Genomic DNA, 13,325 nt, shown 5'->3' on the forward strand with positions numbered 1-13,325 from the left:
AGATTAATTATTCTTCTATTTTTGTTTCTTCTTTAAGGTATTCAATTAAAGCAGTCTGCTGCTCTTCTTTTTTAATGCCAACAAAAGCCATTTTTGTTTGAGGTACGTAACCAGCTGGGTCTTGCATCCATTTACGAATAGTTTCTTCGCTCCATGTAATTCCAGAGTTTTTAAGAGCTTCTGAATATTCGAAACCTTCTGTAGTGGCAGCTTTTTTATTAAAAATACCGTACAGATTAGGGCCTACTTTATGTGCTTCTCCTTTTTTTAAATTGTGGCATGCGGCACAGGCAATAAACATTCTTTTTCCAAGAATGTTTGTATCTTGAGTTTTATCAGAACTAGTTTCGGCTACTGGAGTAGTTTTTGATTCGGTTTTTATGTTAAAGGTTGGCTCTTCTTTTTTTTCTTTTTGGCCACATGAAGAAATTAGCAAAAGGGTACATAAAAATAATGGATAGAAGATTTTCCTAGCCTTTAAATTTAACTTTTCATTTTTTGTTTTACACGCAATCATATTTGGATTTTTAAGGAATAGTAAAAATTAATTAATTAAATTAATAGTTAATAAAGTTAACTAAATATTTTAATAAACAAAAATCTGAATGTTAAAATGTTAGGATATTTTCACTTGAATATTTTTCCTTGTTTAATTACGGTGTTAATTTTTTTAGTGTTTTCTATATTTTCTAAAGGATTGGCATCAAGAATAAGTAGATCTGCCCACATACCTTCTTTAATTTGACCTAGCTCTTTTTCTAAGTTAAAATATTTTGCAGGATTTGTTGTTGCAGTTTTTAATACCTCTATGTTTGGTATACCAGTTTCTGCCAATGCAGCTAATTCTTCATGCAAGCTTAATCCAGGGGTTAAATAGGCTATGGGTGTGTCTGTGCCTGCCATAATAGGAATTTTTGCATCGTATATTTTCTTTATCATTTTAATATGCCAATGGTCATATTTTTTTCTAAAATCTGAGGCTTTCATTTGGGTTAAAGCTTCCGATCTATTTTGCCAATAATGTGCAATAGAATCAGGTAAGGCAAAATAGCTATTCTGCCATTCTTTTTTTTCAAAATACCTTCTACTAAAAAAAGTGTTTAACGCTAATGTTGGTATTTGCCAAGTATCATTTCTTTTTAGTATGGCCAGTATGGAATCTGCTTTAAATTCATCATAATTTTCAATTGCTTTTTTTTGTTGCGCTTTATGAATAGCAGCCCTAAGAGTCCCACCTTGTATATTTGTACCTGCTAAAAGCATGGCTTTTCTTTCTTTTAATAGCTCTTTAGCGTTTGAGGCGCAGGATAATTCTAGGTTACGTATATGCTCCATACTATGAAGGCCAGCATTAGATGCGCTTATTACATCCATACTAAGAGGTATATGGCCAGTAACTTTAAGACCTTTTTTATTAGCAGTTTTAATAATATGAATAAATTGTTCTGGACTAAGCATTTCATATGCTTTTAAGAGATCTACATTTTTTGTTTCAAGAAAATCTATTTGTTTTGTAATTGCTTCAGTAGAATTTAAACCAATAGATAGTTCTGGGTGTCCTGGATCACTACCATCATATACATTTGGAATTCCATCTAACAAGGGGCCGGCCATAAATATTCTGGGAGCTATGGTTGGGTTGGCAATAGCATGGTCTTTCCATTTTTTTACTATAGCTACTTTTCCTCCAGTATCTCTAACACTAGTAATACCATATTTTAAAAATAAATTAGACATAATTGGAGCTAATTCTTCTATATAAGCAAAATGCACATGTGTGTCCCAAAGGCCGGGTATTAAGTATTTATTTGTACCATTAATAATTGTATTTTCTTTAGATAGAACAATATTTTTAGTAGGCTCTATTTTTAAAATTTTGCCATCTAATAAAACTATTGTTTGGTTTTCTTTTAGCCCTTCTAAAGGGTCTATCGTATTAATGTTTTCTATGCAAATTGCATTCTCAAAAAAATACTCTTTAGAACCGCATGAGAAAAGGACTAGCAGTAAAAGTAGAGGTGTATATTTAATGTTTAAAAACATATAAGAGGGTTTAAATTTGTTTAGGTAAAAATAAATGATTAATTTAATTAACTGTTAATATAGTTAATTAAATATACAATTCATAAAATGTATCATTTTACTTATGCAAAATAAAAGATTGGTTCTAGCTTCTCGTCCTACAGATTTTATAACATCATCTAATTTTAAATTAGAAAAAATAGCATTACCAAAGCTTAAATCTGGAGAGTTTTTAATTAAAGTGTTTTATTTGTCTGTAGCTCCTGTTATGAAATTTTATATGTTAGATGGTGCTGGTATTGAGGCGCCTTTACAGGTAGGAGATTTAATGCGAGGAAGAGGAGTAGGAGAGGTAATAGAGAGCAAAAATAATGATTTTGCAGTAGGGGATATTGTACAAGGAAAATGTGGTTGGCAAGAATATGTTATATGCGATGGTAGTCCGTATTATATGATGTATAAAGTAGAACAGCGAATTTTGCCTTATTCTACGGCACTAGGTGTTTTGGGTATGACAGGTTTTACTTCTTATTTTGGTTTATATAAAGTTGGGGCTTTACAAAAAGGAGAAAACGTTTTAGTTTCTGCTGCTGCTGGTGGTGTGGGCTCATCTGTTGGTAGTCTTGCAAAGATTAAAGGGGCTAGAGCAGTAGGTTTTGCTAGTACAGATGAAAAATGCAAATTACTGGTTCAGAAATTGGGCTATGTAGGAGCTATAAATTACAATAGTGAAAATATTGCAGAACAAATTGATGGTTTTTTTCCTGACGGTATAGATGTTTATTTTGATAATGTAGGTGGGCCTTTGTTAGATATTGCTTTAACAAAGTTAAGAAGATATGCTAGAGTGGTTTGTTGTGGTAGAATTTCGCAATATTTGGATGGCAAAGACGCCTCTGTGTATCCTTTAAATAATTGGCATAGAATCGGCGCTACAAGGTCTAAAATGGAAGGATTTTTTATTTACGATTTTGAAAGTGACTTTCCTATAGCAGAAAAGGAAATGTCACAATGGATAAAAGAAGGTAAATTAAATTACCAGGAAGATGTTTTGGAGGGGTTAGAGAATATGCCAATTGCTCTTAATCGTTTGTTTCAAAAAAAGAATGTAGGTAAACAATTAGTTAAAATTAACTAGTAGTAATTTTTCTACGATAAAAATCATACAATTTATCTGGGCTTGCTCCAAAAAGTTTTTTAAAGTGGATTATGCCAAAATAGAATTGTAGCCTGTAAATTCCAATTTCTTCATATCTCCTAGCGGAGGTTTTTACTTTTTGAGGAAGAACAACGAATTTGGTATTCTCATAGACTCTTTCTATAATTTCATTGTCCTCATAAATCTTATATTCCTCATTAAACCCTTTAATTTTTGTGAATAAATTTTTGGTGATAAAAAGGGATTGATCACCTCCCCGGCAAATTTGATAATTAAGTTTAGAGAACCAAGCAAAGAAATTTAAAAAGAGATTACTACTATCAAAAGCCATCCTAAAACAACCGGACTCTTTATTCTTAGAAATAGATTCATGAATAAAAAAATCAAAATTTTTAGGAGGAAAAGTATCTACATGTAAAAAATAAAGAATGTCTCCGGTTGCTTTTTTTGCCCCAATATTCATTTGTACAGCTCTTCCTTTTTTAGAGGAAACCACTATTGCTCCATTTTCTTTAGCAATAGATACAGAGTTGTCTGTGCTGCCACCATCAACAATAATTATTTCTTTTATAAAGTTACTTTTAGAAATACTGGTTTTTAAATGAGAAAGTAATTTAGGAATACTTTTTTCTTCATTTAAAACAGGAATGATAATAGATATTTGTGGGGGATTATTTTTCATTTAAACTCCAATTGTAGTCTAGGTATTTTACACTTGTTTTTTTAGAAAGATTAGTGGTCGTATATGGTTTTATAAAGTCTACAATAGTACCTTTTGTGGTGAAATCTTTTTTAAACCATTTAAAAATTTGAGATATTTCTATTTTAGAAATAGATAGTATATTCCTTTTTGGGTCATTAATAAAATCTTTAGTTGCTTGTTCTAATTGTGCTTCCATTTTTGAAGCAATAAAAGCTTCGTTTTTTAATATTGGGCAAGAGAAAGAAGCACAGTTAATAGCAAAATGAATTCTTGGTTCCTCCATTTTTCTTAGAATTTTATGTTCAATGTCTCCTAAAGAAAGAGTTTTGTTCCCAACTTTTATCCATTGTTTATCCCAAGGTTTTACAATATTTTTAATACTTTTTGTTGGGTAGTTATCTAAAATAAGTTGTACAGTTGCAGCATTATAAAGATTTATATAATAGGCTAATTTTTCATTTTTATTAGCTGTGTTGCTTGTAGGGTTGCTTCCTAATTCGCTTATATAATTAGATAAAGTAATAGTATCTTTAAAAAACCCTTCATAATCTACATTTCCATTAGCATCTACATGAGTTTTTAAAAGGGTATCCCAGCTGCTATGGTCTATTTTATTAGTTTGGCCATTAACTAGGTTGCTAAATAAAGAAAAGATTAATAAGAAGGTGTAGCTATATAATTGCATTGTAAAGCTTTATTTTTTAGTGGTTAAAAATTTTGAAACCTTACAATGCAATAGTAATTTTTTAAGTTATAATTGTTTTATCAATTCTTTAAATAGCTGGATCATTTTAGGTTCTGTATTGCCTGCTACTTTTATTATTTCTTGAATATTAACTGGCTTTAAATTGTCTGGGTCACATTCATCTGTAAGTACAGATACTGCTACAATAGGTAATTTTAAGTGGTTTGCTACAATTACCTCTGGTACAGTGCTCATTCCTACCGCATCTGCACCAATAATTTTTAGCATACGGTATTCTGCTTTGGTTTCTAATTGCGGACCTACTACAGATGCGTATACCCCTTTTTGTATAGAGATATCGTTTTTAATAGCAATGGCTTCTATTTTTTTACGCATGGCAAGATCATAGGGTTCTAACATATCTACAAAGCGATCCCCAAATTCTGCTACATTTTTAAAAGCTAAAGGAGAGCCACCTTGAAGGTTTATATGGTCTTCAATAAGCATAATATCTCCCTTCTTGTAATTTAAATTTATTGCTCCTGCAGCATTGGATACAAAAAGGTTTTTTATTCCCAATTGGTGCATTACACGAATTGGGTAGGTTATGTCCATAAAATCATATCCTTCATATAAATGAAAGCGCCCTTCCATAACCACTACTTTTTTACCTTCTATAGTACCATAAATTAATTTCCCAGTATGAAATTCTACAGTTGCTAACGGAAAGAATGGAATGTGATTATAATGAGCCGTTATAGGGTCTTCTATTTCATTTACTAGCTTGCCTAAGCCAGTTCCTAAAATTATACCTATTTCTGGGTTTAAGAATCCTTTTTTTTCAAGAAAGTCTACAGACTCTTGTAATTGTTTTTTTGTAATTGTCATATGTTTTTAATAAATGGTTTAAAGGCTTCAATGTCTTTAATGTCTTCATAAACATCTACATCATTTTTTGCCTCTAAAATATGTGTTTTAGTGTTTTCTAAATCATTTAATGTGCTCTGTAAAACCGTATTTGTTCCCCATTCTTTGTTTTTAAATAACTTGGAGTTGGGGGTTTTCATTCCTAAAAGATAGTACCCGCCATCTATTGCAGGGCCAATTACATAATCATTAGTGTTTAAATGAATAAATGCATTTTCAATATCTTCAGTAGATAAATCATACATGTCACTACCAATAATAATAATATGCTCAAAACCGGAATTAAATCCGTCATTAAAAGCATTAAACATTCGTTCTCCTAAGTCCGTCCCTTTTTGTATTTTTTTGATATAAGTGGTTGTTTCCCAGGTGTCTTTTTCCCAAATCTCCTCAGAATAAAATACTTGTTTGGTGGCATAAATGCTTTTTGTAATGTTAGCAGTATGTTCTAATAGAAATTTATAAATATCTAAAGCTGCATTTTTTCCAACAGTGGCAGCTAAACGAGTTTTACATTTTCCTAATTCTGGATTTCTAGTAAAAATTAGAAGTAAGTTCTTAGAATTTGCGAGTTCAAAACGAATTGCTTTTTCATCAGTTTTGTTTTCATTTGGAGATAATACACCCATTATTTATGCAGACTTTGTATTTATTTGTAAATTTTTTCGCCCTTTTTTAAGAGCTTGCCCCAATGTTTGTTGTAGGCATGCACTTTTTCGGTTTTTTCTTGATCTAAATTATATACAGGTTGGTCTTGGTTTTTCCATTCAAAAATTCCGCCATATAAATTTTTAACATTAGTAAACCCCATTTTTAGCAAAGTTTCTCCAATGTTTTCTGAGCGAACACCAATAGAGCAATACACAACGATTGGAGTATTTTTATTTGTTATTTTTTTTGAAATACTATCTTTATTAAAAGTATCATAGCCAACCCAGATGGCATTTTTTATATGGCTAACATTAAATTCAGCCGCTTCTCGGCTATCTAATAAAACAATACTATCATTAGGAATTAAATTAGCAACTTGAATATAGGGTACAGATTCTTTGTTGTAGTTTTTTAGAATTTTATCTAGTTTGGATTGCGATTGCAATCTAAAAAAACTACAAATTAAAAATAAAAAAAACCACACATTACGCATACTTTAATTATAGTTTTAATGAGTATAACAAATATACTGTTTTACAAATGTCAGCTTAATCTTGACTTGTATTATTTGGTTGTAAATTTGTTTTTTTTCTAAAGTTTTAATTTAAAATTCGTCGGAAATACTTTAAAAACTTACGGATTATTAAAAATAATGAAGATTTAGTATAAACAAAAAAATCCTTACTCAAAAGAGTAAGGGTTTAATTGTGGTGCCTCCAGCCCCGAAGCTTCGGGGGAACCAGGTTATAGTTGTTTTTTGCTAAGTATATCTTCTAGAATTTCTGGGTTTAGGATAATTTTTTTGATGAACTTGGAACTTTTCATTCGTTTAATAAATTTTTCAAGATAGATTGCATCGGTTTTAAAATTACATTTTTTTGTTAAAACAATTTCCCAGTCATTAGCAGCATTGGTGAACCCTTTTTTAAAGTAATGAGAGTTATGTTGTTCCAGTCTAACTAAGGGATTGATTGATTCTCCCGTGTAATATTTATCTAATGCACCAGAGTAAATAATATATAAATAATGCATGGTAAGTTCTTAAAAACAAAAAACCCTGCATGTGCAGGGTTTAATTGTGGTGCCTCCAGCCCCGAAGCTTCGGGGGAACCAGGTTATAGTTGTTTTTTGCTAAGTATATCTTCTAGAATTTCTGGGTTTAGGATAATTTTTTTGATGAACTTGGAACTTTTCATTCGTTTAATAAATTTTTCAAGATAGATTGCATCGGTTTTAAAATTACATTTTTTTGTTAAAACAATTTCCCAGTCATTAGCAGCATTGGTGAACCCTTTTTTAAAGTAATGAGAGTTATGTTGTTCCAGTCTAACTAAGGGATTGATTGATTCTCCCGTGTAATATTTATCTAATGCACCAGAGTAAATAATATATAAATAATGCATGGTAAGTTCTTAAAAACAAAAAACCCTGCATATGCAGGGTTTAATTGTGGTGCCTCCAGGAATCGAACCAGGGACACATGGATTTTCAGTCCATTGCTCTACCAACTGAGCTAAGGCACCATGCCGTTAAGCGGGTGCAAATATATGTTCAAATTTATTATATACAAACAAAAATGAAAAAAAAGACGATTGTTTTTTTACATTTCTTAATCTTTGTAACATGAATTTAATTGTAGATGTAGGTAACACATATGTAAAACTAGCTGTTTTCGAGGAAGATAGCTTGCTGCATGTGGTTTCTGTAAAGTTAATTTCTTTATCAGAAAATTTAGAAAATATATTTAAGGATTTTCCCAATATTAGTAAAACTATAGTTTCTTCTGTTGGTAGGTTGCATAAGGAATCCTTAAAAAAAATAGCAAAAAGAACACAGCTACATGAGTTAACATCTAGTTCTAAAACTGCTTTTGTTAATAAATATGCAAGCCCAAAAACATTAGGGGTAGATCGTATTGCTTTAGCAATGGCGGGAGTTCTCCTGTATCCTAATACAAATGTGTTAATTATAGATGCAGGCTCTTGTATAACGTATGATTTTGTGACTAGTGGTGCAGAATATTTGGGAGGAGCCATTTCTCCCGGAATTGTTATGAGATATACGGCATTAAATAATTTAACAGCAAAATTACCATTGTTAGATAAAAAGCATGCCGAAGATTTTATTGGAAATTCTACAGAAACAAGTATTCATAGTGGCGTAGTTAATGGTGTTTGTGTAGAAATAGAAGGGATAATTGGTCAATATAAAAGCAGATTTAAAGATTTAACAGTTATTTTAACAGGAGGAGATACTCATTTTTTGTCAAAACGATTAAAAAATACCATATTTGCGGATTCCAAATTCCTGCTAAAGGGACTAAACTATTTGTTGGAATACAACAAACACTAGATGATTAAGAAAATTTTAATTGCAATTGTGTGCATAGCTTCGGTTGGTATGTACGCTCAAGAAGGGTCAGTTTCTCCATATTCTTACTTTGGAATAGGAGAGTTAAGAACTACAAGTACTGTAGAAAACCAAATGATGGGGGGCTTAGGAGTTTATGCAGATAGTATACACGTAAATCTCAAAAACCCTGCAGCATATAGTAAGTTAGGACTTTCTGGTAACAATAAGGTTGGTTTAACTACATATACAGCTGGTATTTCTCATAACAGAATAACACTTAAGAGTTTTGCAGAACAAGAAGAAAGCGCTTTAACAAATTTAGATTATTTAGCTCTTGGTTTTGGTTTAGGAAAAGGCCTAGGTATTGGTTTTGGAATAATGCCTCACTCTTCTGTAGGGTATAATATTGAACAAGGGGCAACTAGTAGCCAAGGGGCTGTGTCAAATGTATATACAGGTAATGGAGGATTAAATAAAGTTTATTTTTCTGTAGGCTATGAGTTTATGAAGGATCTTAGCTTTGGAGCAACTGCGAACTTTAATTTTGGTACTATTAATAGTAGTAGAGTACAATCTACAGAAGGGATTCAATTTGGAACTTTTGATCGTAGAGAATCTAAAATAAATGGTATAGATTTTAATTTAGCAGTAAATTATACACCTAAGGTAACAAAAAAACATACACTTTATACTTCTTTAAGAGTAAAGACTCAGGGTAATTTAACTTCAAGTAATACCCAGGAAATTGGTTCTTTTTCACCAGATAATGGCGTAAATATAGAATTAATAGACGTAGACTTAGATGCGCAAGGCTTAAGAAATACCGAATTTAAAATTGCTCCGGCAACTACTTTAGGAGTAGGTTTTGGAGAAGAAAAGAAATGGTTTTTAGGAGCAGAATATAGTATACAATCTTTAGATTCTTTTTCTAATGACTTTCTTAGAGCAACAAATGTTACCTACGGAGATGCTTCTGCTTTTTCGATTGGTGGTTTTTATATACCAGAATACTCGTCATTTACAAGTTACTTAAAAAGAGTTACTTATAGGGCTGGTTTGCGTGCAGATAACTCAGGAATGATAGTGAATAATAAAGAAATTAAAGATTTTGGCATAACTTTTGGGTTAGGTCTACCACTGGGAAGAAGTTTTTCTAATATTAACCTAGGTTTTGAATTAGGAAAAAGAGGAACTTCTACTGCAAATTTAATAGAAGAAAATTACTTTAAAATTAATATAGGACTTTCTTTAAACGATTTATGGTTCCAGAAAAGAAAAATTAATTAAAAAATAGTACATTAACCACTTTTAAATAAAACCGTAATATGAAAACGAAACTTTACTTCGCAGCAATATTGTTTTTGGGAACAATAGGAGTAAGCAATGCTCAGGCTCAAAATCAAGAATGTATGACCAACTTATCTATATATGTTGAGCATGCTAAAGTTAAAAATTATGAAGCAGCATATACACCATGGAAAATGGTATATGACAATTGTCCTGCTTTAAACTGGGCAAATTTTGCCTATGGAGAAAGAATTTTGAAAGACAAAATTAAAAAATCTTCTGGAGCAGATAAAGATGCGTTAATTACAGACTTATTAGGTTTGTATGATAATAGCGTAAAACATTTTCCAAAGAAAGCAACACCTGCATCGGTAGCAATAGATAAAGTGTTATTAAAGTATGATAACAAAATGACTAATGATGCAGAAATATATTCTATGTTAGGAGATGCGTTTGTTAATGATAAAGCAAATTTTAAAAATCCAAAAGCATTATACTTATATTTCTCTAGTTTGGTAGATTTACATAACTCAGGTGCGAAAGATTTGCAAGAAGTTTTTGATGTTTATGATGATGTTACAGAGAAAATAGAAGATGAAAATCTTAAGTTAACAAACATTATTACAAAGTTATTACCAAAAGAAGAAGCTGGTACATTAACTTCTAAAGAAAAGAAACGTTTAAGTTCTGCAACTACAAATTCAGAATCATTTGGTAAAATTGCAGGAAGTATAGATTCTAAATTAGGAGCTCTTGCAGACTGTGGAAACTTAATACCATTATACGAGAAAAACTTTGAAGCTAAAAAAGGGGATGTAAAGTGGGTAAAAAGAGCAGTAGGGAGAATGTTTAGTAAAGAATGTACTGAAGACCCAATGTTTAAAAAGTTATTTGATGAGCAATTAAAATTAGATCCATCTGCAGATGCTTACATGTACGGAGGTATGTTAAAGCTTAAGTCTGGAGATAAGAATGGTGCAATATCAGATTTTAATAGAGCTGGTGAGTTAGAAACAGATTCTTATAAAAAATCTAACTTATTATACAAAATAGCTACCATATACAAAAAAGGAGGAAGCAAATCTACTGCTAGAAGCTATGCGCAAAAAGCAATAAATGCAAATTCATCAAACGGTAAAGCGTATTTATTAATTGCAAGTTTATATGCAAGTAGTGCAAATAGTTGTGGAGCAACAACTTTTGAAAAACGTGCTATATATTGGAAAGCAGCAGAAATGGCAAGAAAAGCAGGAAGAGTAGATCCATCATTAAGTGGTAGAGCAAACCAATCTGCGGCTAGTTATTCTGCAAAAGCACCAACAAAAGAAATGATCTTTACAGCTGGTAAAGCTGGCCAAACAGTTACTTTTAAGTGTTGGGCAGGTGGTAGCGTAAAAGTTCCTAACTTATAAGATGAAAAATTTTTTTACAGATAATTTAAAAGGCATTGCCATGGTATTTTCCATGGCAATGCTTTTTTTTTCATGTAAAGACAACTATAAAAGAGTAGGAGAAGAGGCTAAGCCCAATATATTTCCTCAAGGAGTTGCTAAAAATTTTGTACTTACCTATACAGAAACAAAAGAAAAATTAGATTCCGACAGTAAAAAAAATTCAAAAGTTTTAGCTATTTTAACTAGTGCTATTAGTGAAGATTATGATAATTTAAATTTTCCGCATAGAACTTTTCCAAATGGAGTGCATGTAGATTTTTTTGATGAAAAAAATAAAAAAAGTACCATAACTGCAGATTATGGTATAATTTATAGTGCAACGAATGTTATAGATTTGCAAGGCAATGTGGTTATAAAAAGTCATGATGGTAAATTATTAGAGACCCCTCAATTATATTGGGATCAATCTAATGAGTGGATATTTACACAAGAAAAGTTTAAATTTACAAATCCGGAAGATGGTACCGTAATGGATGGAGAAGGAATGGATTTTAATAAAGATTTAAGTTTCTTAAACGCTCATAAAACCTATGGGTTAATGCTTATTAAAGAAGAAAAAGATGATTAAGATTTTACGTTATACAGAGTATTTATATTTAATAGTGTTTTTTTTCTCTGTATATAGAGTATTTACGGATTGGACAATAGATAAAAACTCTGCATATTTATTTATTTTTTTTGCGGCAGTATCTTTAGGGATGTTCTTTTTTAGAAGAAATTACCGTAGAAAATTTGAGCAAAGAAAACAAGATAACCAATAAGAGTTTTGGAGACTTCCATAATTATAATACTTATTTCTCTCTTGTTTTCTGCTTTTTTTTCAGGAATGGAAATTGCATTTATTTCTGCGAATAAAATACATATAGAAATAGAGAAAAAGCAAGAAGGTTTTTTAGCAAAAATACTTACAATGTTAACTAAAAAACCGTCAAAGTTCATTGCAACTATGTTAATTGGTAACAATATAGCATTAGTTATATATGGCTTGTATATGGGAGAGCTTTTAATGAGTGTTTTTCTAAATATACAAGGAACAACCACAGGATTCTTTAATGTCTTTTTAACAGATTTTAGTTTGTTTACGCAAACGCTAATCTCTACACTGGTTATATTAGTTACGGCAGAATTTTTGCCAAAAGTTCTTTTTCAAATCTATTCCAATACCCTTTTAAAAGTATTAGCTTTTCCTGCCTATGTATTTTATATTTTATTCTGGGTAGTATCTTATTTAGTATTAAAAGTTTCTGATTTTATTTTAAAAACATTTTTTAAAACAGACGGCGACGAAGTACAGTTAGCCTTTAGTAAAATGGAGCTAGGAGACTACATTACGGAGCAAATGGAGGCTGTAGAAGCTAATGATAATGTAGATTCTGAAATTCAAATTTTTCAGAATGCGCTAGAGTTTACTGCTGTTAAGGCTCGTGAGGTTATGGTCCCAAGGACAGAGATTACTGCGGTAGAATTACATGAATCTCCTAAAGATTTAGCCAAACTTTTTACAGAAACTGGTTATTCAAAAATATTAATATATAAGGAGACTATAGACGATATTATAGGGTATATACATTCTTATGAATTGTTTAAAAAACCAAAGACATTAAAAAGTATTTTATTGCCTGTAGAGCTAGTTCCAGAGACTATTTTAATTCATGACATTCTTAAAATACTTACTAAAAAAAGAAAAAGTATAGCAGTAGTTTTAGACGAGTATGGCGGAACCTCGGGAATAATTACGGTAGAAGATATAGTAGAAGAGCTTTTTGGTGAAATAGAAGACGAACATGATTCTACAGATTTGCGAGAAGAAAAAATAGATGAAACTAACTTTTTGTTTTCCGCTAGATTAGATGTAGATTATATAAATGAAAACTATAAATTAGAATTACCAGAAAGTGATGAATATGAAACTTTAGGCGGATTTATAGTATATAAAACAGGAGAAATTCCTGAGCAAGATTTAGAAATAGTAATAGATAATTTTCAATTTACAATTCTCGAAGTTTCTAATACAAAAATAGATTTAGTAGCTCTTAAAATAATAGAAGAAGACTAGAAGCAATAATAAGTGCTTTAAGGTATTTT

At 30.9% G+C, this 13,325-nt stretch carries 16 protein-coding genes and 1 tRNA gene; 7 read left to right on the plus strand and 10 right to left on the minus strand.

From position 1 onward, the window contains the following. Positions 1-7 precede the first annotated feature (7 nt). Both Q0820_RS10195 and Q0820_RS10200 read right to left on the minus strand, forming a co-directional pair. Positions 8-517, minus strand: a complete 510-nt coding sequence (locus Q0820_RS10195; protein WP_298487538.1) for a c-type cytochrome — start codon at positions 515-517, stop codon at positions 8-10. Positions 518-627: 110 nt separating this feature from the next. Beyond that, positions 628-2,043 carry an amidohydrolase family protein gene (locus Q0820_RS10200; protein WP_298487539.1) on the minus strand — a complete coding sequence of 472 codons (1,416 nt, stop codon included), beginning with the start codon at positions 2,041-2,043 and terminating at the stop codon, positions 628-630. Positions 2,044-2,146: 103 nt separating this feature from the next. On the opposite strand from Q0820_RS10200, the gene Q0820_RS10205 reads away from it, so the two are divergent. Continuing rightward, positions 2,147-3,160, plus strand: coding sequence for an NADP-dependent oxidoreductase (locus tag Q0820_RS10205; RefSeq protein ID WP_298487540.1), 1,014 nt, complete (start codon positions 2,147-2,149; stop codon positions 3,158-3,160). Here Q0820_RS10205 and Q0820_RS10210 read toward each other — a convergent pair. From Q0820_RS10210 to Q0820_RS10245, 8 genes are all read right to left on the minus strand, one after another. Then, entirely contained in the window at positions 3,153-3,863 is a 711-nt protein-coding gene (locus tag Q0820_RS10210) for a TIGR04283 family arsenosugar biosynthesis glycosyltransferase (protein WP_298487541.1), read from the minus strand. The genes Q0820_RS10205 and Q0820_RS10210 overlap by 8 nt on opposite strands. Beyond that, a complete protein-coding gene (locus Q0820_RS10215) occupies positions 3,853-4,569 on the minus strand; it encodes a DUF547 domain-containing protein (protein WP_298487542.1) in 717 nt (238 codons plus the stop codon). Before Q0820_RS10215 ends, Q0820_RS10210 begins: the two co-directional genes overlap by 11 nt. A gap of 66 nt (positions 4,570-4,635) precedes the next feature. Continuing rightward, positions 4,636-5,451 carry a purine-nucleoside phosphorylase gene (locus Q0820_RS10220; RefSeq protein WP_298487678.1) on the minus strand — a complete coding sequence of 272 codons (816 nt, stop codon included), beginning with the start codon at positions 5,449-5,451 and terminating at the stop codon, positions 4,636-4,638. A gap of 2 nt (positions 5,452-5,453) precedes the next feature. Continuing rightward, positions 5,454-6,125: a TIGR04282 family arsenosugar biosynthesis glycosyltransferase gene (locus tag Q0820_RS10225; protein WP_298487543.1), complete on the minus strand. Its 672-nt coding sequence runs from the start codon at positions 6,123-6,125 to the stop codon at positions 5,454-5,456. Between the two features lie 20 nt (positions 6,126-6,145). Next, a complete protein-coding gene (locus Q0820_RS10230) occupies positions 6,146-6,592 on the minus strand; it encodes a rhodanese-like domain-containing protein (protein WP_366941655.1) in 447 nt (148 codons plus the stop codon). Positions 6,593-6,891: 299 nt separating this feature from the next. Next, on the minus strand, positions 6,892-7,179 hold the full coding sequence (locus Q0820_RS10235) for a GIY-YIG nuclease family protein (protein ID WP_298487545.1): 288 nt from the start codon (positions 7,177-7,179) through the stop codon (positions 6,892-6,894). A gap of 83 nt (positions 7,180-7,262) precedes the next feature. After that, positions 7,263-7,550 (minus strand): GIY-YIG nuclease family protein, encoded by a 288-nt coding sequence (locus Q0820_RS10240; RefSeq protein WP_298487545.1) that lies wholly within the window; start codon positions 7,548-7,550, stop codon positions 7,263-7,265. Between the two features lie 47 nt (positions 7,551-7,597). Next, positions 7,598-7,670 (minus strand) — tRNA-Phe (locus Q0820_RS10245). A 100-nt stretch (positions 7,671-7,770) separates the two neighbouring features. Here Q0820_RS10245 and Q0820_RS10250 point away from each other — a divergent pair. The 6 genes from Q0820_RS10250 to Q0820_RS10275 are packed head-to-tail and all read left to right on the plus strand — an operon-like array spanning position 7,771 to position 13,296. Continuing rightward, entirely contained in the window at positions 7,771-8,499 is a 729-nt protein-coding gene (locus Q0820_RS10250) for a type III pantothenate kinase (RefSeq protein WP_298487546.1), read from the plus strand. Continuing rightward, positions 8,500-9,786: a hypothetical protein gene (locus Q0820_RS10255; protein ID WP_298487547.1), complete on the plus strand. Its 1,287-nt coding sequence runs from the start codon at positions 8,500-8,502 to the stop codon at positions 9,784-9,786. It begins immediately after the preceding gene. 38 nt (positions 9,787-9,824) lie between these two features. Further along, the gene (locus Q0820_RS10260) at positions 9,825-11,198 is read left to right on the plus strand and encodes a hypothetical protein (RefSeq protein WP_298487548.1); all 1,374 of its coding nucleotides are present in this window, start codon (positions 9,825-9,827) and stop codon (positions 11,196-11,198) included. Position 11,199: 1 nt separating this feature from the next. Further along, on the plus strand, positions 11,200-11,808 hold the full coding sequence (lptC, locus tag Q0820_RS10265; RefSeq protein ID WP_298487549.1) for an LPS export ABC transporter periplasmic protein LptC: 609 nt from the start codon (positions 11,200-11,202) through the stop codon (positions 11,806-11,808). Then, on the plus strand, positions 11,801-12,001 hold the full coding sequence (locus tag Q0820_RS10270) for a hypothetical protein (protein WP_298487550.1): 201 nt from the start codon (positions 11,801-11,803) through the stop codon (positions 11,999-12,001). Before lptC ends, Q0820_RS10270 begins: the two co-directional genes overlap by 8 nt. 5 nt (positions 12,002-12,006) lie before the next feature. Continuing rightward, positions 12,007-13,296 (plus strand): hemolysin family protein, encoded by a 1,290-nt coding sequence (locus Q0820_RS10275; protein WP_298487551.1) that lies wholly within the window; start codon positions 12,007-12,009, stop codon positions 13,294-13,296. Positions 13,297-13,325: the final 29 nt, after the last annotated feature.

The sequence above is a fragment of the uncultured Maribacter sp. genome, assembly GCF_947495965.1.
Classification (GTDB): Bacteria; Bacteroidota; Bacteroidia; order Flavobacteriales; family Flavobacteriaceae; genus Maribacter_B.